Source organism: Orenia marismortui DSM 5156 (assembly GCF_000379025.1).
Classification (GTDB): Bacteria; Bacillota; Halanaerobiia; order Halobacteroidales; family Halobacteroidaceae; genus Orenia; species Orenia marismortui.
In genome coordinates this window covers 1,254,523-1,272,837 of sequence record NZ_KB900617.1, presented here as the reverse complement: position 1 = coordinate 1,272,837, position 18,315 = coordinate 1,254,523, and the positions used below count along the sequence as shown (strand labels likewise).

Sequence of the window (18,315 nt, the reverse complement as noted above, 5' to 3'; positions counted from 1 at the left end):
TAGGAATTTAATTAATTTTATCTTTAGGAGGATGGTATTTATGAATATGAATAAGATGATGAAACAGGTTCAAAAAATGCAAGGTCAAATGGCAAAGATGCAAGATGAATTAGCTAAGAAAACTATGGAAGCGTCTGCTGGTGGTGGAATGGTTACAGTAACAGCTAATGGAAAACAAGAGATTGTTGATATTAAGATTGATCCAGATGCAGTAGATCCAGAAGATGTAGAAATGTTAGAAGATTTAATTTTAGCTGCTAGTAATGAAGCTATGAGAAAAGTACAAGATATGACTCAAAAAGAGATGGGTAAATTAACAGGTGGTATGAATATTCCAGGATTATTTTAAGGAGACTGAACTATGAGGTATTATGCTCAACCTTTATCACAATTAATTGGTCAGCTATCTAAATTACCAGGGGTAGGACCAAAAACTGCTCAAAGATTGGCTTTTCATATTCTAGAAATGGATCAGAATGAGGCTAAAGTTTTAGCTAAATCTATTTCTGAGATAAAGGAAAAGTTAACCTATTGTTCTATATGTAATAATTTAACTCAAAATGACCCTTGTTATATTTGTAGTGATTTAAAAAGAGATAAAAGCTTAATTTGTGTAATAGAAGAAGTAAAAGATATTATTGCTATGGAGAAAACTGGGGAGTATAAGGGGTTGTATCATGTTTTACATGGTGCTATATCTCCTATTGATGGGGTAGGTCCAGAGGATATTAAAATTAAAGAATTATTATCTCGATTAGATGACGAAGTTTCTGAAGTGATTTTAGCTACTGATCCTAATGTTGAAGGTGAAGCTACAGCAATGTACATATCTAAACTATTGAAGCCGTTAGGCATTAAAGTGACCAGAATAGCACATGGTTTACCTGTGGGTGGAGATTTAGAGTATGCTGATGAAGTAACATTATCTAAAGCTTTAGAAGGAAGAAGAGAAATTTAGTCAGTTTAGGTTTTAAAACCTAAACTGATTTTTTTATTTTTTGTAATAATATTTATAGCTGTAGTTGGTTATTCTAATAAAGCGGTTATATTTTATTGCAAAAGGGGGTATCTTCATAAAATCATGAATTTAGGGGTTGTTAGGAGAATATTTAACTTTTCTACTTCTGAGTTAGAATTAGAGGATAATTTAAATTACCAAATTGAAGAAGCTAGAGAAGAATGGCAAGAAGCTAGAAAATATTTCAATTCTGTATCTGATCCTGATTTGATTGATCATGCAATTTATTTATTAGAAGCAGCTGAAAGTAGATATAGTTATTTGGTTAAGAAGAAGAAGGAACATGCTAATAGTTAGTGATTTAGTTTTTGATTATATCCCAAAGAGAGATCTTTAAATTTATTTTTATCTATTAATTAATATATAAATTAGAATTTGGTAAGTATAAAAATGATTATTCAATTTAAATTTTTACTTTTCATTTTTCTAGATGAAAGGAGGAGAATTAATGTCAGATTTAATAGAAATTCGTTGGCATGGTAGAGGTGGTCAAGGTTCAAAGACAGCATCTATCTTATTGGGCAAAGTTGCAGCAAAAACAGGTAAGAATATTCAGGCTTTTCCTGAATATGGACCTGAAAGAATGGGAGCCCCAGTTTTAGCCTATAATAGAATTAGTGATAAAGAGATCACTGTTCATTGTCAAGTAACAGAGCCTGATATTGTATCAGTATTAGACCCTACATTATTAGATGTAGTAGATGTTACAGAAGGGGTACCAGATAATGGTGTGATTATTGTTAATACCGAAATTTCTGCATCTAAATTAAGAGATAAGATAGGATTTAATGGTGAATTATATACTGTAGATGCCTATGGTATTTCTACGGAAGAGATAGGAGCTCCTTTTCCTAATACTCCTATGTTAGGAGCTTTGATTAAAGCTACTGATTTATTAGACTTTGAGGGGTTTTTATCAGAGATGAAGAATGAATTTGAGAAGAAGTTTGCTCATAAGCCTGAAGTAATTGAAGGTAATATAAATTCAATGAAGCGGGCTTATCAGGAGGTGAAGAGTTAATGGTTAAAGCAGGTGATGGGTATAAGGATATTCCTAAAGGTGGGATTATTCTTGATGCTGGGAATGCTAAAAATTATAAAACTGGTGGCTGGAGGACTAAAAGGCCAGTGCTAGATAAAGAGAAATGTATTAATTGTCATTTATGTTGGGCTTTCTGTCCAGATGTTTCTATTCTTTCTGAAAATGGAGTTGTATCAGATCAGATTGACTATGATCATTGTAAAGGTTGTGGAATTTGTGCAAATGAGTGTCCAGTAAATGCTATAGAGATGAAAAAAGAATAATTTTAATATTTGAAAGGAGGAGAAAGATGTCTAGTAAAGTTGCTTTAACTGGTAATGAAGCTGTTGCTCAGGCTATGCGACAGATCAACCCGGATGTTGTTGCTGCTTATCCAATTACTCCACAGACTGCAATTGTTCAAACTTTTTCTCAATTTGTAGCTGATGGAGAAGTTGATACAGAATATGTTACAGTAGAAAGTGAACATAGTGCAATGAGTGCTACTGTAGGTGCTAGCGCAGCTGGATCCAGAGCTATGACAGCAACAGCTGCTAATGGATTAGCATTAATGTGGGAAGTCTTATACATAGCATCTGGTACTAGATTACCAATTGTAATGCCTGTAGTAAATAGAGCATTAAGTGGTCCGATTAATATTCACTGTGATCATAGTGATGCTATGGGAGCACGTGATTCTAGCTGGATTCAACTATTTGCAGAAAATTCTCAAGAAGCTTATGATAATACTATTCAAGCTATTAGAATTTCTGAGCATAAAGATGTGATGTTGCCTACTATGGTCAATATGGATGGGTTTATTATTAGTCATGCAGTAGAAAGTTTAGAAGTATTAGCTGACAATGATGTGAAAGAGTTTATAGGTGATTATAAGCCTAAAACTCATTTATTAGATCCAGAAAATCCTATAGCTGTAGGCCCTTTAGACTTACAAGACTTCTATTTTGAGCATAAGAAACAGCAATCTGTGGCAATGAGGAATGTAAAGGATACTGTATTAGGAGTTGCTAAAGAATATAAAAATTTAACTGGTAGAGAATATGGTTTATTTGAAGCATATAAATTAGATGATGCTGAAATAGCAACTATAGCATTGGGTTCTACTGCTGGAACAGCTAAAGCAGCCGTTGATAACTTAAGAGAACAAGGGATTAAGGCTGGCTTATTAAAGATTAGATTATTTAGACCATTTCCTGCTCGGGAGATTGCAAAAGTATTAAAAGATCTTAAAGCAGTTGCGGTTTTAGATAGAGCAGAGACATTTTCTACTACAGGAGGACCACTATTTGCTGATATTAGATCTGCTTTATATGATGCAAAAGCAGATGTAGAAGCTATTAATTATATTTATGGTTTAGGTGGAAGAGATACTAAAGTAGAAGATATTGAATATATGTATCATACATTAAAAGATATAGTAGAGACTGGTGAAGTAAAGGATAGAGTTAACTATTATGGTGTAAGAGAATAGGAGGTGTTATAATTGAAATTAAAAGAAGCTGCTAAAACAAGTGAGAGGTTTACTGGTGGTCATAGATTATGTTCTGGATGTGGTGCAGGGACAGTTACTAATCTAATTATGAGATCAAGTAAAAAACCTGCCGTTGTAGGTGCAGCAACAGGATGTTTAGAGGTTTCTTCTTCAATCTATCCATATAGTGCGTGGAAGGATTCTTTTATTCATAATGCATTTGAAAATGCTGCTGCAACTATTAGTGGTGTTGAAGCTGCTCACCGTTCTTTGATGAAACAAGGAAAGCTGGAAAAAGATTATGATTTTATTGCTTTTGGTGGTGATGGAGGAACCTATGATATTGGATTTCAATCATTGTCTGGTGCTATGGAACGTGGACATAATATGGTATATGTATGTTATGATAATGGAGCGTATATGAATACAGGTATTCAACGTTCTAGTGCAACTCCTAGAGGTGCTAATACTACAACTTCTCCAGCTGGAAAGGTGATACCAGGGAAAGAAGAATATAGAAAAGAGCTAACAGATATCATGGTTGCTCATAATATTCCTTATGTTGCCCAAGCTTCTCCTTTTAAACCTCAGGATTTGATGAGAAAAGCTCAAAAAGCCTTTGAAGTTGATGGACCTGCTTTTTTAAATGTATTAGCTCCTTGTCCTCGCGGATGGAGAAGTAGAGCCGAGAAGACTATTGAGTTAACTAAAGTAGCAGCAGATACTTGTGTTTGGCCATTATTTGAAATAGAGAATGGTAAATGGAAATTAAATTATAATCCTAAAAAGAAGAAAGAAGTTGATGAGTGGTTAAGGCAACAAGGGAGATTTAAGCACTTATTTAAAAAGGGGAATGAGCATATAATTGAAGAAATCCAAGAACACACTGATCAGCGTTGGCAAATAATTTTAGAGCGTTGTGGTGAAATGTAATTAATCTGTTTTAATAAAAAAGAAACAGCAAGGTAACGTTACCTTGCTGTTTCTTTTGGACTAAAACTAGTATAAGAACAATTAAATTTATTTTTTTGTGGTGCATATTTAGTTAAAATTTCATCTATGTCTTCAATACCACCTGTCATTTTTGATATTTTTCTGTATTCTCTTTGTTTCTTCCTATCATCGATAACCCTTGCTAAATTGCCATAAGCTTTTTTATAATTTGGATCAGAAGCAATTGCTTTTTTAAGATATAGTTTAGCTTGTTCTTTATCTCTGTTTTCATATTCAGTATGCTGACTCAAATACATATATCCTAATGTATTGTTATATATTTTGTTATCTGGTTCTATTTTTAATGCCTTTTTTATCTCTTCAAAAGCATATTGTTGTAATATAGCTTCAGTTTTTGAATTTCCTCTTAAATTTTGGCTATATTTATAGTATACTCGACCAAATAAATAATGAAGATAAGGATTTTGAGAATCCATTTCTAATTTTTCAGTGCTGGCATTAAGTGATATATCAATAGCTCTTGTCAATTGTTTAATGGTATTTTCCCAATTTCTTTTTTTGCTATATATATTAGCTAATTTAATAGAATCATTTACAGAATTTCTTAAAAGTTCAGTAGCATTATCATTTAAATCATATAGACCAGTAGCAACATATTCAAACATATCATCCCACAATGAGATTGATTTATTGCGATAATTAATTGCTGTATCTAAATCATTTTTGCTTTCATATAAAGAAGCTAAGTTATGGTAAATTTCTACTTCTAGTATTCTCAATTTCCCGGAATCTTCTGCTAACTCACTTAAATTTTTAAATCCTTTATCAGATAAAGCATCTTGTTTTCTTAAAGCACTATATTCTTTTATTATGTCATTAGATAAAGATATAAGTTTATCTTCGCTTCCTTTTTCAGGAAGTTCTTTTATTTGTTTATCAAGAGCATAGATGAGTTGCATTTTTATGGTAGGATGATCACTGTATTTTTTGGCTTTTTTCAAAGAAACTACTGCTTTATTATAAAGATCTTCTTCCATTAAAATTAATCCAGCGTCATAAGCTTCGACTAAACTGTTTAATGATTCATCTAATAATGCATCTGGGTTTAACTTTACAATCTTTCTATAATATTTTTTAGCATAGTCTCTTCCATCTGAATAATAAGTATTATTTAGATCAGCTAGAATTAACAATATAGATACATTTTTAGGATTTAGTTTTAATGCCTGCTCATAATTACTCAGTGCTTCATTAATCAAGTTATATTCAGCCAAAATATTATTGTTCAAGTATTTATTTAAATCTTTATATAGGTCATGATATAATCTTCCATATTCTTCATAGATTAAAGCGTCTTTAGTATTGGAATTAACTTCAGATTTATATTTTTTATCAATATATGTAACTAAATTATTTAATTTATCATGTATTTTTTCCAATGCTTGTTCTTGCTTTTTTCTTTGTTTAACAATGGTTTTAGGAGGAGGACCATATATATTTACTGGTACTTTTGCACCAAAGGCATTAGTTCCATATTCTTGTTTAATATACCAGTGAACACCACCTTTATATTGCTTATATGAGATTTTATTTTGATTGGGATTAGTTATTAAGATATTCCCATCATCTCTTAGCCAGCCAGGGTGATTAGATTTTGCATCATCAGAATTTGCTTTTCCCCATAGACTAATTTGGCCACTATTTCTTTCGACTATTTCTCCTGAAATTTCCCATCGTGGATGTTTAGAATAAGTATTAATAAGCTTATCTGATATTTGGTCATAATTTCCTTTAGCTTCTATGACTTCTTCTTTAAATTTTTCTAACTTAGTGATATTCTTCTGTACAACTTTTTGAGTGCTTTTGTCCTCTTGACTACTGGAAATACTTTCTGAATTTGTAGATGTTGAATTTTGATTAGAACAGCCCAATGTTATTAAAATAACTAAAATTAAAACTATCAACAATTTAAAAAATTCTTAAATTGCAATATTAAATTGAACTAGTTTCAAACTGTAATAATTTGGTTAATTAGTTATATAGAATTTCTCTTAGTTGATCTTCAAAAGCTTCATCAGGAGTTAGGTATCCTAAAATTTTTCTTGGTAGAGTATTACACCAGTTTTGAACTCTAGCAATAGATTCAATAGAGAATTCACTTATACTTCTGCCTTTAGGTATAAAACGTCTTATGAGACCATTATGACGTTCATTGGTACCTCTTTCCCATGATGAATAGGGATGAGTAAAATATACTTTTGTATCAACTATTTCTTCTATAACACCTAGCTCTGAAAATTCAGAGCCATTATCGCAGGTAAAGCTTTTAAATACANTAGAAAAAAGCTCTCCAGAGTCTTTGATTAGTTTTAATATAGCATTTTGAACAGATTCAGCTGTTTTACCAGGAATTTTACGAATGATTTCTTTACGAGTCATGCGCTCTGTCATAGTGAGTAAAACTTCATCATTTTTATTCTTTTTACCAATAACAGTGTCAATTTCCCAATGCCCAAATTCACTGCGATCATTAATATTTTCAGGGCGTTCATCGATACTTGTGCCAAGTTTCTTTTTATTACGCTTAAGACATTTTGATTTTGAAGAACGTTTAAGCTTCAATGGCAAATCAATATTGCTAATCTGAAGTAGTCCAAGATCTATATAGTTATATAGAGTTTTAGTGCATACCATCTCTGACTTTGAGAATTTGTTATGCAGCTTTGCTGCACCACAAATAGAATCAAGAGATTGTTTATGCTCGCAAAATAACTCTATAACATAATCAATGAATGTTTCACATTCTAAAAGCTTAAATTTCGGTCCGCAATTTTTACGATTAGATTCATAAACTTTTTGACCAGCGTCAGGGAAGTAAATCTCTACAGTTTTATTGCCTTTAATTTGGGAAACTGTACCACGCTTTAACTCGTTTCTAATTGTATTAGAAGCTCTACCTAGACGTTTTGCAATAGCATAAGGCGACATTCCTTCGGAATGTAACAATGCAATTTGACCACGCTCATAAGCATTTAGGTGTTTATTTTTTCGGGATTTTGGTGTATCATTTAAGTAGTCCATAGTGTGCACCCTCCTGTAATTTTTTGTTTTGTGGTGATTCAATTATATTACAGTTTGGTCCACTATGGGCATTTTTTTATTAATTTTTTTATTAGTTCAATTTAATTATACAATCAACCAATTTAAAAAATTTCATTTCATCATCTCCTTTTTTTTAATTTATTAAATTTAGATTCCTTTTAAGTTAATTATATACATATAAAATAATTCCTGCCTGATTAATATTTTTTAGTATTTAATATAATAATTATCTTCTAAATATACTATAAATTCAATAAAAAATCTTTTAGTAACAACTTAAAACCAATAAAATATTTGTACCTTTGATGATTTAGTTTTAGACTTTAATTAAAACTAAATCTAAGCTTGACAGTAAGTTATAAACTTGATAAACTTAAGAAAATTATAGAATAAAATTTCGTATATTATCGGGAATAGGGCTCGAAAGTTTCTACCAAGTGGCCATAACCACTTGACTACGAAATATTGATATTTCTGACCCTAGGTATATCTAAAATGATACTTAGGGGTTTTTCTTTATATATTAAATGGAAAGAAACTATATATAATAACAATATAAAGGGGGATAAAAAATGGAAGATAAGTTTGTGAAAGAAGGACTAACTTTTGATGATGTATTATTGGTTCCCGGACATTCTAAAGTATTGCCAAAAGAGGTTGATACTACTACTAAGTTAACAAGAAAGATTAAGATTAACATTCCTGTTTTAAGTGCAGCTATGGATACAGTTACAGAGGCAGAGATGGCTATTGCTATGGCTAGACAAGGTGGTCTTGGTATTATTCATAAGAATATGACTATTGAAGAACAGGCAGAAGAAGTTGACAAAGTTAAAAGATCTGAAAATGGTGTTATTGTCAATCCCTTTTATCTGAATCCTGATAATAAGGTCTATGAAGCGGAAGAATTAATGTCAAGATATCACATTTCAGGAGTACCTATTGTAGATTCAGAAAAAAAATTAGTAGGTATTTTAACTAATCGTGATCTTTTATTTGAAAAGAATTATAATCAGGAAATTAAGGATGTAATGACTTCTGAAAACTTAGTAACTGCAGAAGTAGGAACTGATTTAGAGCAGGCTAAAGATATTTTACAGAGAAACAAAGTTGAAAAGTTACCATTGGTAGACGAAGATAATATATTAAAAGGTTTAATTACAATTAAAGATATTCAAAAGGCTGAAGAATATCCTAATGCCGCTAAGGATGAGCAAGGAAGATTATTATGTGGTGCAGCCGTAGGGATTGGAGAAGGAACAGAAGAGAGAATATCCGCTTTAGTTGAAGCAGAGGTAGATGTAATCATAATTGATACTGCTCACGGACATTCTCAAAAAGTAATTGATATGGTTGCTGCAGTTAAAAAGGAGTATCCAGAACTTCAAATAATTGCAGGTAATGTAGCAACTGCTGAAGCCACTAAAGCTTTAATTGAAGCAGGTGCAGATGCTGTAAAGGTAGGAGTAGGTCCAGGTTCTATTTGTACAACTAGAGTTGTAGCAGGTGTAGGTGTACCTCAAGTAACTGCCATTTATGATTGTGCTAAAGCAGCTCAAGAGTATGGTGTTCCAGTTATTGCAGACGGAGGAATTAAGTATTCTGGAGATATAGTTAAGGCACTAGTGGCTGGAGCTTCTACAGTTATGTTAGGTAGTGTTTTGGCTGGAACTGAAGAATCTCCTGGTGAAAAGGTTATATATAAAGGTAGAAGTTACAAAGTATATCGTGGGATGGGATCAATTGCAGCTATGAAAAAGGGTAGTAAAGATAGATATTTCCAAGAAGATGATAAGAAGTTAGTACCAGAAGGTATTGAAGGGCGAATCCCTTATAAAGGTGAGTTAGCTGATACAATCTATCAGATGGTAGGTGGTCTGAGAGCAGGAATGGGTTATTGTGGATCTGCTACTATTGTAGATATGGCTAAGAAAGGGAAGTTTGTAAAGATTACATCTGCAGGATTAAGAGAAAGTCATCCTCACGACGTCACAATTACAAAAGAAGCTCCAAATTATAGTATAGATTAAATGAAGAAGTCCTCAAATTTGAGGACTTTTTAATTTTAATAACTTTTATGATATAAGGTTTACTATAATAAATTTTCACCTTATAAAATAATGTTATTGCTTTAAAAATACTATATAAGCCTGAGAAAAATGTCTTATGAAAAGAATATTATTTGGGTATAATTAACAATAATGAAAATGATTTATTAGTTAAAGAATCTCTTATCTATACTTATAATAAAGGACTTTGTTTATGGTTAAAGAATATTAACAATAGTAATCAAAATTATTGGAGGAAATTTAATGACGGGATACTTTATTACATTAGAGGGTGTTGAGGGGTCTGGAAAATCAACTCAAATAAAATTAATAAAAAAATATTTAGAGAGTTTGAATTATGAAGTTATTAATACTTTTGAGCCAGGGGATACAGAAGTGGGACAAGAGATTAGAAGGATCTTATTAAACCCTAATCATGAGAATTTAATTCCTAAAGCGGAGTTATTATTATATGCTGCTGAAAGAGCTCAACATGTATCAGAATTAATTAAACCATCATTAAAAGAAGGAAAGATAGTTATAAGTGATAGATACATAGATGCTACAATGGCTTATCAAGGTTATGCTAGAGGTATTAATAAAAGTTTAATAGAAGAGTTAAATAATATTGCAACTGAAGGACTAATTCCTAATTTAACTTTAATTTTTGATATTAATCCTAGTTTATCTTTACAGAGAGCTAAAAGAGTAACATCTAAATCTAATAGTCAAGGTGATAGAATTGAGGCTGAAAATTTATCATTTCATCAAAAAGTAAGGAAGGCTTATTTGGATTTGGCTCAAAAAGAAGATAGAATAGAGATTGTTGATGCAAGTAAATCTATTAATGAGGTTTTTGATCAGGTTAAAATCTTACTCAAAAAGAGGTTGATAAGATGAAGATTGAAAACAAATTGAAGAATAATTTAAATACTGTTAGAGCTTCTAGTAAGAAATTATTAAAGGTTAATGGGAATAAAAGTAACTTTTTAGAAGAGCTAGAAAAGGTTCATGGTCAACAAATTAAGGGAAGGTTAGATGAATTATTAGATTTAATAGATGAACAAGGTGATCGTTTGAGTAAGCACCGAACCTTTAAAGAGTTAGTTAGATATAAAAAGATGATAAGAAAGTTTATTGGGGAAGCAACAGAGAAAATGTATAATGTAGAAGAAAATTATAGTCCAATACAAGGGAAGATACATACTATAGTGAAATCAGTAGATAGTTCATTAGAGGATTTGACTAAAATGATTTTAAAGGATCAAACAGATCAATTAGATATTTTAGCTAAATTGGATGAAGTTCGCGGTATGTTACTAGATTTATATAGATAAGGAGAGTACTTAGATATGCCTTTTAATCAAATATTAGGACAAGAATTAGCTAAAAAAATTCTAAAGAATGCCTTAAATAGCGATAGGTTAAGTCATGCATATTTATTTATAGGTGAAGAAGGTTTAGGGAAATATTTAACAGCATTTGAATTCACTAAAGCTATTAATTGTCAAGAAAATAAAGATGATTCCTGTTATAGCTGTATATCTTGTAGAAAAGCAGATAATCATAATCATCCTGATATAAAAGAGATACATCCTGATGGGGCATCGATTAAGATAGATCAAATTAGAAAATTACAACAAGAGATCTTATATAAACCTTATGAAAGTAATAAGAAAGTATATATCATTCATCAAGCAGACAAGATGAGTGTTCAAGCGGCTAATAGTCTTTTAAAGACCTTAGAAGAACCTCCAAGTTATGCTGTAATAATTTTAATAGCTAGCAATTTAAATCAGTTGTTACCGACTATTATTTCTAGATGTCAAATAGTCAGGTTTAGACTTGTTTCAGATAGTATGATTAAGGATAAACTAATAGAAGAGTATAATCTCATAGAAGAAAAAGCAGAATTACTGACATCTTTATCAGCTGGAAAGTATAATCTTGCCTTAGATTTAATTAATGAGGAAGGTAAATTAGAGGAAAGAAATCAAGTTTTAGAATTAGCGCAGTCTCTTACAGATTTAGATAGAAATAAAGCATTTGATTTAGTCCAAAAAATTTTAGATGACCGAGATAAGGTGGGAGATAATTTAGATATTATCCTAACTTGGTATCGCGACTTATTAATGTTAAAATTAGATCAAAGTAAAGAGCTGATTAATGTAGATTATAGCCAACAGTTATCAGAGGAAGCTAAAGGATGGGAAAGAAAAGGAATAGAAGATATAATAAAGTTAATAGAAGAAACAAATAATGTTATTAAGAATATTAATGTTAATTTACAATTAGCTTTAGAGGTAATGCTTTTAAAGTTAAATAAATTAAGGAGGAAAAATTATAATGGAAGTAGTAGGAGCTACATTTAAGAAAGCTGGTAAGATTTATTATTTTAATCCTTCAGATTTAGAAATAAATGTTGGAGATAAAATAATTGCTGAAACTTCTCGAGGTATAGAATTAGGAGAGGTAGTCATAGATTCTAAGGAAGTTAATCAAGAAAATTTAGATTATAAATTAAAAGCAGTTAAACGTAAAGCTACATTTAATGATATTCAGCAAGCTAAGCAAAATAAAGAGGAAGCAGATAAGGCTTTTGATATTTGTGCTAAGAAGATAAAAGAACATAATTTACCAATGAAGTTAATTGAATCTGAGTATACCTTTGATAAAGGGAAATTACTCTTTTACTTTACTGCAGATGGTAGGATAGATTTTAGAGAATTAGTTAAGGATTTGGCTTCAATATTTAGAACAAGGATAGAGTTAAGGCAGATTGGTGTTAGAGATGAAACAAAAATGCTAGGTGGTATTGGTCAGTGTGGAAGGCAGTTATGTTGTAAAACTTTTTTAAGGACTTTTGAACCAATTACTATTCAGATGGCAAAAGATCAAAATTTATCGTTGAATCCTGAGAAAATTTCAGGTATTTGTGGTCGTTTGATGTGTTGTTTAAAATATGAAGATAAATCTTATCAAGAAGGGATAAATAATTTGCCTAATGTAGGTGACAAAGTAGAGGTAGATCAAGGAACTGCTATAGTTACTGCTTTAAATGTAGTTAAGAATACCCTTACTTTAAAGTTGAAGAATAATGAGAGAATAGAAGTTTCTGCAGATCAAATCAAAAATAAAGAGGATTAATATGAGAAAGTATAGAACTAGTTTAAGGATACTTTTTGGATATGGAGGTTACAATAGTGGAAGAGATTATTGGTCTTTTAGCTCATTTTCAAGAAGAGTTACAGGTTTTGACTAATGATTTTCAAAAAATAAAGAATAGAATTTATAATATATACAAAGAAAATGAAAAACTCAAAGTAGAAAATCAAAATCTGAAAAAACTACTTTTTGAAAAAGAAGAAAATGAAGAAAAATCTGGAGAGGGATATGATAATTTAGCCCGTTTATATCAGGAAGGATTTCATATTTGTCACCTAAATTTTGGTGAAGGACGTGAAAGTGATTGTTTATTTTGTATGGGGTTATTAGATAATAACTTAGATGAAGCAGAGGAAGATGATGATAGAGATGAGGATTAATTTAAGATCTGAAGAGAGGCTAGATGACCTCTTAATAGATAATTTAAAGTTAATTCAGAATCCTAATTATTTCTGCTTTTCTTTAGATGCAGTATTACTTTCTGATTTTATTAGACCTAGAAATAATTCCCGAGTATTAGATATTGGTACTGGTAATGGGATTATTCCTCATTTAATAGAGCCTAAATATAAGGTTAAAGAGGTTATTGGAATTGATATTCAAAAGCAAGTAATTGATATGGCTAAAAGAAGTAGTGTTTATAATAATCTTCAGAATAAATTAACCTTTATAAATTTAGATTTAAAAGACGCTTTGAAAGAATTTGGAACAGAAAGTTTTGATTATATTGTGAGCAACCCTCCTTATATGAAAAGAGGAAGTGGTAAGGTTAATCCTGAAAATAGCCTTGCTATTGCAAGACATGAGATATTTTGTGAGTTAGAAGATATAATCAAAGTTAGTAGTCAGTTACTTAAATATAAAGCTAAGGCAGCATATGTTTATAGAACTCAGCGTTTAGCTGAGTTATTGTCATTATTAGAAAAGTATAATTTATCAGCTAAAAGGATGAGATTGATTTATCCAAAGCTTGATAAAAAATCTAATTTAGTATTAATTGAAGCTATTAAAGGAGGCGGAGTAGGTTTAGATGTATTATCTCCTTTAATCGTTTATAATAAAGCTGGAGATTATAGTGAAGAAGTAAAGAAAATTTATTACCCAGAAAGTTAAATGCTACAATCAAATCTGATTAATTTTTGATAGGAAGGGTTTTGAATTATGGGACATTATGTTTACATACTAAAGTGTAATGATAATACATTATACACAGGATATACTACTAATATTAAAAGAAGAGTTAAAGAACACAATAATGGAAGTGGAGCTAAATATACTAGAGGTAGAACTCCAGTTGAACTTTATTACAGTGAAGAACATAAAGATAAAAGTCAAGCGATGCAACGGGAATACAAAATTAAGCAAATGAGTCGTCAACAGAAATTGAAGCTAATAAAGGGTGAGTTAGATGAGTGATGGGAAATTATATATATGTGGTACACCAATAGGTAATTTAGATGATATTACTCTTAGGGCTTTAAATATTTTGAAAGAAGTTGATTTGATAGCAGCAGAGGATACTCGTCATACCCAAAAATTATTAAATCATTATCAGATAGATACAAAATTAACTAGTTATCATGAACATAATGCTGAACATAAAAGTAAAGAGTTATTGAAGAAATTAAAAGCAGGGCTAAATATAGCATTAGTTTCAGATGCTGGAATGCCAGGTATTTCTGATCCGGGGTATAGAATAATTAGCCTTCTTAGATCAGAAGGAATGAGAGTCGTTCCTATTCCAGGACCAACAGCTATGACGAGTGCCTTGGTTATTTCTGGTTTAGCTACTGATAGATTTGCTTTTGAAGGGTTTTTACCACGAAAAAATAGTGATCGAAAGAGTTATTTAGAGAATTTAAAAAATGAAGAACGTACACTAGTTTTTTATGAAGCACCTCATAGATTAATTAAAGCTTTAGGTGATATCTTAGCAGTTTTAGGAGATAGAAGAGCTGTTATTTGTAGAGAGTTGACTAAGAAATTTGAAGAAACAATAGATGGAAATATTAGTGAATTAATTGAATTGTTTAAGAATAATAAACCAAGAGGTGAGATTGTTCTTGTTTTAGAAGGCGGAAAAGTTAAGAATGAAGGTGAAGCTTGGAAAGATTTATCTATTTTAGAGCATTTAGAGTCATTGATGGAGGAAGGATTAACTAAGAAAAAAGCTATTAAAGAAGTAGCCAAGTTACGCTCATTACCTAAAAGTGAGGTCTATCAGATTGGAATAAAAATAAAAGTTAATAGATAAAATAAAAAAATTAGGGTGCTGTTAAACAGCATCCTAATTTATCATCTTAGCTATTCATGATTTGTTATATTTAAAATCTGATCAAAGGTGTAAAAAAGTTAAAGCAGGAAGTGGAGAATAGGTGTGGAAGATAAGAATAGAGGTTGGTGATCAAAGTGTTATTTACTGAAGAATTGAAATCTTTATTAAAAGATTCTAACACAAAACTTAGAGAAAAGTATGAAAGTCAATCTAACCTAAGTAACGATAAATTAAAGCAATTGATTAGTTCTAAAATTGGTAAGTTTATCAATTTAACTCAACTAAATGATCTAGAATTGAAAAATTTTAGTAAAGATAAGGCTATTGTAGGTGTTGATGGTTCAGTTAATACTCAGGGGAAGATCTATCCTCACTATATTACTTTATTACAGGCTTTAGCTAAGAGTACTGACAGAAAGCAATCTGGTGTTATAAGACAGCAGATATTTAGTCCTTTAATTGAAGATGATAAAAGAAATATTATTAAAAAGCTTTCGATTGCTAATAATCAAGAAGGTGAAGATAATAGAGTTTATGCTCAAGAGGTAGCAGGTAAGATTAAAAGTTCTTTACTGGCTTCTTTGGAAGTATTGGTGGCTAAAGATAGTATTTTGAAATGGAATCCTACTTTGGTTATGATGGATGGGTCTTTAACTAGATACCAAAATCAAGCTGAAAAAGAGTGGGAGGAATTAGTGGAAATAGCTTTAGATAGAGATGTGATAATAGTAGGAGTAATTGAAGAGATAGGTACTCATGATTTAAGCTTGACTTTAGGTGATGAGAATGATTTTCCTACTAATATGAAGGATATGTATGATAGAGAACTAATGTTTGGATTATTAGATTTGGGTGAGATGATGATTTTTGATAATGTTAAAGATGGCTTAAAAAAGTCTTTTGCAAGAATCTCAAATGATCCAGGTGTAATAGGGATTGATCTTCTTAAAGAGCAAGAAGATTCTTTAGAATTGGTGAGTAATCTGGTATATTCACTTACTCCCAAAGATGGACGAGGTATACCAATCTGGTTAGATATTGTTGACGAAGAGGTTAGAATTAGCAATAAAATGATGGAGATGATCATTGACAATTACTTAGATCCTCGTTTGAAGCAGAGACTTTTTTATTCTAAGCGTTCAGATAGAGTTTATTAAAGCAATGTATAATTTATAATTGATAATTAAAGAAGATCTTAATTATTCATTATTAATTCAAAAAGAAAGGTGGATAAAGATGCAGGTAGTTGGTTTAACTACGCAGCAAGAAGTTTATGTTGCTTCTAAAGATCGAAAATTTAGAATTAATGAGATGTTAAAGATTGTAGATGAAAGTTTAAATATTCCTTTAGGAGAGGTAGTTGAAACTCAAGCATATAATAGGTATATTCCTTTATCCATTGATAAGGGCTTTGTGGATAAGGGGGTAATTGATTCATTACAGAGTATAGGCTATAATATTTCAGAAGATGAGATCAATATTGCCAAAGTACGTTTATTAGAAGAGGCTCCTTACCCAATCAAAACAGGATCAGATGTACTAATTCCTCATTTTAGTGAAGTTAAAGATTTATTAGTTAAAGAAGGGCCAGAAGAAGGACTTGTTTTAGGTGTGATTAGGGGAACTGAAGAAATGACAGCAGAGATGGATGAAGAGTTAAAAGACATAGCACCACTATATGAGAATGGTAATATAACTCCTCAAAATGGAGTTCCCTTCAACTTTAAAGTAAAGGCAATGCATCAATACCCTCATATTGGTATTATTGGTGGTTCTGGTTCGGGTAAATCTTTTGGAATGAGAGTAATTTTGGAGGAATTAATGAAGTTAAGAGTTCCTACTATAGTTTTTGATCCTCATTTTGAAATGGATTTCAGTGATTCTTTTAAAGATTTGGATGAGAAATATACTACGGATTTCGCTAAGGCTTTTGAAACTTTTCAGATTGGACAAGAGGTAGGAGTTAATTTTTCAGATTTAAGTACTAAAGACTTATCTGATCTATTAACTGCAGCAAGCCATCTAACAGATTCTATGATTAATGCTGTACAGAGCTTACATCAAAAAAAGGATAGCTTATTAACCTTTAAAGGTAGATTAGAAGATTTACAAAGGGCTCAGGAGCTAGGAAGAAATAGAATTGATCGTGATTTAAAAAATGGTGCTGTCCAAGGTGAGACTAAGGAGGAATACCATAAATATTTAGAGCTATTAGATGCTTATGGTAATCTGCCGGCTAGTTCTGTTAGTGGTATCGTCTGGAGGTTAGGACGTTTAGAAAGAGAGGGGTTATTTAGCAATAGTATTGATAAGATTGAATTAGGTATTAAAGATCGCAAATTAGTTGTTATTCAAGGGCCAATTTGGTTATTACAAGTATTTGCTACTTATGTATTGGGAACATTATATCGCAAGCGTAGAGACTACAAAGATGCACAATATCGACAACAAGAAGGAGAATATTTTCCACCTTTTGTTGTTGCTACTGATGAAGCCCATAATTTTGCCCCTAAAGGATATGATGCCCCTGCTAATAAAGTAATAAAAGAGATAGCTCAAGAAGGTAGAAAGTATGGTACTTTTCTAATATTAGCTACTCAACGTCCAACTTTATTAGATGAAACAGTAACTGCTCAATTAAATACTAAATTTGTTTTTAGAACTGTAAGAGCAACTGATATTGAAACTATTAAGCAAGAGACTGACCTAACTTCTGATGAAGCTAAAAGACTTCCTTATTTAAGGTCTGGTGATACCTTTGTATCTTCAGCTATTTTTGGTAGAACTTTGGCTGTAAGAATTAGATGCTCTAAAACTGAAAGTCCACATACAGAAAATCCTTTTGAAGAATTAAATAAACAGAGTGAAGTAGAGGATCAAAGATTATATGATGCTATTTTATATAGTTTGCCAATTAATAATACCAATATTCTTTCAAAATTAGAAGAAATAAATGAGAGATCAGATAGTATTTTAGATAGAAATACTTTAGAAAGTAAATTAGACCACTTAGTTGATAAAGGCAAGATTGGAGCAAAAGATTCTATCTTAGGTGGAAAGGTATATGAAGAAATAAATTAATTGAAGGTATTTAGTCTTTTGTAAATAATTATTAGGTAGAAGCTATATTTTAACAATCAATTAAGAAATAAAATCTAGTAAAAATTGATTTGTTATAGAGGTCAAAATAATTGTTTAACTATCTATTAACTAGTAATTCTAATTATATAGAGAGAGGAG

At 30.9% G+C, this 18,315-nt stretch carries 20 protein-coding genes and 1 riboswitch; of the genes, 18 read left to right on the top strand and 2 right to left on the bottom strand.

Translation table 11 applies throughout. The annotated features are described in order from the left end of the window. Positions 1 to 40: 40 nt before the first annotated feature. The 7 genes from OREMA_RS0105750 (at position 41) to OREMA_RS0105720 (ending at position 4,464) form a co-directional block, all read left to right on the top strand. Positions 41 to 349: a YbaB/EbfC family nucleoid-associated protein gene (locus OREMA_RS0105750; RefSeq protein WP_018248331.1), complete on the top strand. Its 309-nt coding sequence runs from the start codon at positions 41 to 43 to the stop codon at positions 347 to 349. A gap of 12 nt (positions 350 to 361) precedes the next feature. After that, positions 362 to 958: a recombination mediator RecR gene (gene recR, locus OREMA_RS0105745; protein ID WP_018248330.1), complete on the top strand. Its 597-nt coding sequence runs from the start codon at positions 362 to 364 to the stop codon at positions 956 to 958. A 123-nt stretch (positions 959 to 1,081) separates the two neighbouring features. Next, positions 1,082 to 1,315: a DUF2508 family protein gene (locus tag OREMA_RS0105740; protein WP_018248329.1), complete on the top strand. Its 234-nt coding sequence runs from the start codon at positions 1,082 to 1,084 to the stop codon at positions 1,313 to 1,315. Between the two features lie 151 nt (positions 1,316 to 1,466). Further along, entirely contained in the window at positions 1,467 to 2,039 is a 573-nt protein-coding gene (locus OREMA_RS0105735; protein WP_018248328.1) for a 2-oxoacid:acceptor oxidoreductase family protein, read from the top strand. Then, positions 2,039 to 2,323 (top strand): 4Fe-4S binding protein, encoded by a 285-nt coding sequence (locus tag OREMA_RS0105730; protein ID WP_018248327.1) that lies wholly within the window; start codon positions 2,039 to 2,041, stop codon positions 2,321 to 2,323. Before OREMA_RS0105735 ends, OREMA_RS0105730 begins: the two co-directional genes overlap by 1 nt. A 26-nt stretch (positions 2,324 to 2,349) precedes the next feature. After that, complete coding sequence (locus OREMA_RS0105725) at positions 2,350 to 3,531, top strand: transketolase C-terminal domain-containing protein (RefSeq protein ID WP_018248326.1); 1,182 nt, start codon at positions 2,350 to 2,352, stop codon at positions 3,529 to 3,531. A gap of 12 nt (positions 3,532 to 3,543) precedes the next feature. Next, a complete protein-coding gene (locus tag OREMA_RS0105720; protein ID WP_018248325.1) occupies positions 3,544 to 4,464 on the top strand; it encodes a thiamine pyrophosphate-dependent enzyme in 921 nt (306 codons plus the stop codon). Between the two features lie 38 nt (positions 4,465 to 4,502). Here the strand turns inward: OREMA_RS0105720 and OREMA_RS0105715 are convergent, their stop codons facing one another. Then, positions 4,503 to 6,452, bottom strand: coding sequence for a tetratricopeptide repeat protein (locus tag OREMA_RS0105715; RefSeq protein WP_018248324.1), 1,950 nt, complete (start codon positions 6,450 to 6,452; stop codon positions 4,503 to 4,505). Positions 6,453 to 6,516: 64 nt separating this feature from the next. Further along, on the bottom strand, positions 6,517 to 7,566 hold the full coding sequence (locus tag OREMA_RS0105710) for an IS30 family transposase (RefSeq protein ID WP_018248323.1): 1,050 nt from the start codon (positions 7,564 to 7,566) through the stop codon (positions 6,517 to 6,519). Positions 7,567 to 7,964: 398 nt separating this feature from the next. After that, positions 7,965 to 8,065: riboswitch (purine riboswitch) on the top strand. 94 nt (positions 8,066 to 8,159) lie between these two features. Between OREMA_RS0105710 and guaB the strand changes: the two genes are divergently transcribed. The 11 genes from guaB (at position 8,160) to OREMA_RS0105655 (ending at position 18,156) form a co-directional block, all read left to right on the top strand. Then, the gene (gene guaB, locus OREMA_RS0105705) at positions 8,160 to 9,617 is read left to right on the top strand and encodes an IMP dehydrogenase (RefSeq protein WP_018248322.1); all 1,458 of its coding nucleotides are present in this window, start codon (positions 8,160 to 8,162) and stop codon (positions 9,615 to 9,617) included. Positions 9,618 to 9,899: 282 nt separating this feature from the next. After that, the gene (gene tmk / locus OREMA_RS0105700; RefSeq protein WP_018248321.1) at positions 9,900 to 10,535 is read left to right on the top strand and encodes a dTMP kinase; all 636 of its coding nucleotides are present in this window, start codon (positions 9,900 to 9,902) and stop codon (positions 10,533 to 10,535) included. Beyond that, positions 10,532 to 10,972, top strand: coding sequence for a YaaR family protein (locus OREMA_RS0105695; protein ID WP_018248320.1), 441 nt, complete (start codon positions 10,532 to 10,534; stop codon positions 10,970 to 10,972). The genes tmk and OREMA_RS0105695 overlap by 4 nt, the downstream gene beginning before the upstream one ends. Positions 10,973 to 10,987: 15 nt before the next feature. Then, positions 10,988 to 12,007: a DNA polymerase III subunit delta' gene (holB, locus tag OREMA_RS0105690; RefSeq protein WP_018248319.1), complete on the top strand. Its 1,020-nt coding sequence runs from the start codon at positions 10,988 to 10,990 to the stop codon at positions 12,005 to 12,007. Then, a complete protein-coding gene (locus OREMA_RS0105685) occupies positions 11,982 to 12,782 on the top strand; it encodes a PSP1 domain-containing protein (protein WP_018248318.1) in 801 nt (266 codons plus the stop codon). The genes holB and OREMA_RS0105685 overlap by 26 nt, the downstream gene beginning before the upstream one ends. Positions 12,783 to 12,838: 56 nt before the next feature. After that, entirely contained in the window at positions 12,839 to 13,180 is a 342-nt protein-coding gene (locus OREMA_RS0105680; RefSeq protein WP_018248317.1) for an initiation-control protein YabA, read from the top strand. Continuing rightward, entirely contained in the window at positions 13,161 to 13,913 is a 753-nt protein-coding gene (locus OREMA_RS0105675) for a tRNA1(Val) (adenine(37)-N6)-methyltransferase (protein ID WP_018248316.1), read from the top strand. The genes OREMA_RS0105680 and OREMA_RS0105675 overlap by 20 nt, the downstream gene beginning before the upstream one ends. 48 nt (positions 13,914 to 13,961) lie before the next feature. Further along, on the top strand, positions 13,962 to 14,216 hold the full coding sequence (locus OREMA_RS0105670; protein ID WP_018248315.1) for a GIY-YIG nuclease family protein: 255 nt from the start codon (positions 13,962 to 13,964) through the stop codon (positions 14,214 to 14,216). Beyond that, positions 14,209 to 15,054, top strand: a complete 846-nt coding sequence (gene rsmI, locus OREMA_RS0105665; protein ID WP_018248314.1) for a 16S rRNA (cytidine(1402)-2'-O)-methyltransferase — start codon at positions 14,209 to 14,211, stop codon at positions 15,052 to 15,054. The genes OREMA_RS0105670 and rsmI overlap by 8 nt, the downstream gene beginning before the upstream one ends. A 155-nt stretch (positions 15,055 to 15,209) precedes the next feature. Further along, positions 15,210 to 16,232 (top strand): DNA double-strand break repair nuclease NurA, encoded by a 1,023-nt coding sequence (locus OREMA_RS0105660; protein ID WP_018248313.1) that lies wholly within the window; start codon positions 15,210 to 15,212, stop codon positions 16,230 to 16,232. A gap of 79 nt (positions 16,233 to 16,311) precedes the next feature. After that, positions 16,312 to 18,156 carry an ATP-binding protein gene (locus OREMA_RS0105655; protein WP_018248312.1) on the top strand — a complete coding sequence of 615 codons (1,845 nt, stop codon included), beginning with the start codon at positions 16,312 to 16,314 and terminating at the stop codon, positions 18,154 to 18,156. Positions 18,157 to 18,315: the final 159 nt, after the last annotated feature.

Bases quoted from the DNA above. Each gene is read 5' to 3' on its own strand.
- OREMA_RS0105750 (WP_018248331.1), top strand. From the start codon at position 41: ATGAATATGAATAAGATGATGAAACAGGTTCAAAAAATGCAAGGTCAA.
- recR (WP_018248330.1), top strand. From the start codon at position 362: ATGAGGTATTATGCTCAACCTTTATCACAATTAATTGGTCAGCTATCT.
- OREMA_RS0105740 (WP_018248329.1), top strand. From the start codon at position 1,082: ATGAATTTAGGGGTTGTTAGGAGAATATTTAACTTTTCTACTTCTGAG.
- OREMA_RS0105735 (WP_018248328.1), top strand. From the start codon at position 1,467: ATGTCAGATTTAATAGAAATTCGTTGGCATGGTAGAGGTGGTCAAGGT.
- OREMA_RS0105730 (WP_018248327.1), top strand. From the start codon at position 2,039: ATGGTTAAAGCAGGTGATGGGTATAAGGATATTCCTAAAGGTGGGATT.
- OREMA_RS0105725 (WP_018248326.1), top strand. From the start codon at position 2,350: ATGTCTAGTAAAGTTGCTTTAACTGGTAATGAAGCTGTTGCTCAGGCT.
- guaB (WP_018248322.1), top strand. From the start codon at position 8,160: ATGGAAGATAAGTTTGTGAAAGAAGGACTAACTTTTGATGATGTATTA.
- tmk (WP_018248321.1), top strand. From the start codon at position 9,900: ATGACGGGATACTTTATTACATTAGAGGGTGTTGAGGGGTCTGGAAAA.
- OREMA_RS0105695 (WP_018248320.1), top strand. From the start codon at position 10,532: ATGAAGATTGAAAACAAATTGAAGAATAATTTAAATACTGTTAGAGCT.
- holB (WP_018248319.1), top strand. From the start codon at position 10,988: ATGCCTTTTAATCAAATATTAGGACAAGAATTAGCTAAAAAAATTCTA.
- OREMA_RS0105685 (WP_018248318.1), top strand. From the start codon at position 11,982: ATGGAAGTAGTAGGAGCTACATTTAAGAAAGCTGGTAAGATTTATTAT.
- OREMA_RS0105675 (WP_018248316.1), top strand. From the start codon at position 13,161: ATGATAGAGATGAGGATTAATTTAAGATCTGAAGAGAGGCTAGATGAC.
- OREMA_RS0105670 (WP_018248315.1), top strand. From the start codon at position 13,962: ATGGGACATTATGTTTACATACTAAAGTGTAATGATAATACATTATAC.
- rsmI (WP_018248314.1), top strand. From the start codon at position 14,209: ATGAGTGATGGGAAATTATATATATGTGGTACACCAATAGGTAATTTA.
- OREMA_RS0105655 (WP_018248312.1), top strand. From the start codon at position 16,312: ATGCAGGTAGTTGGTTTAACTACGCAGCAAGAAGTTTATGTTGCTTCT.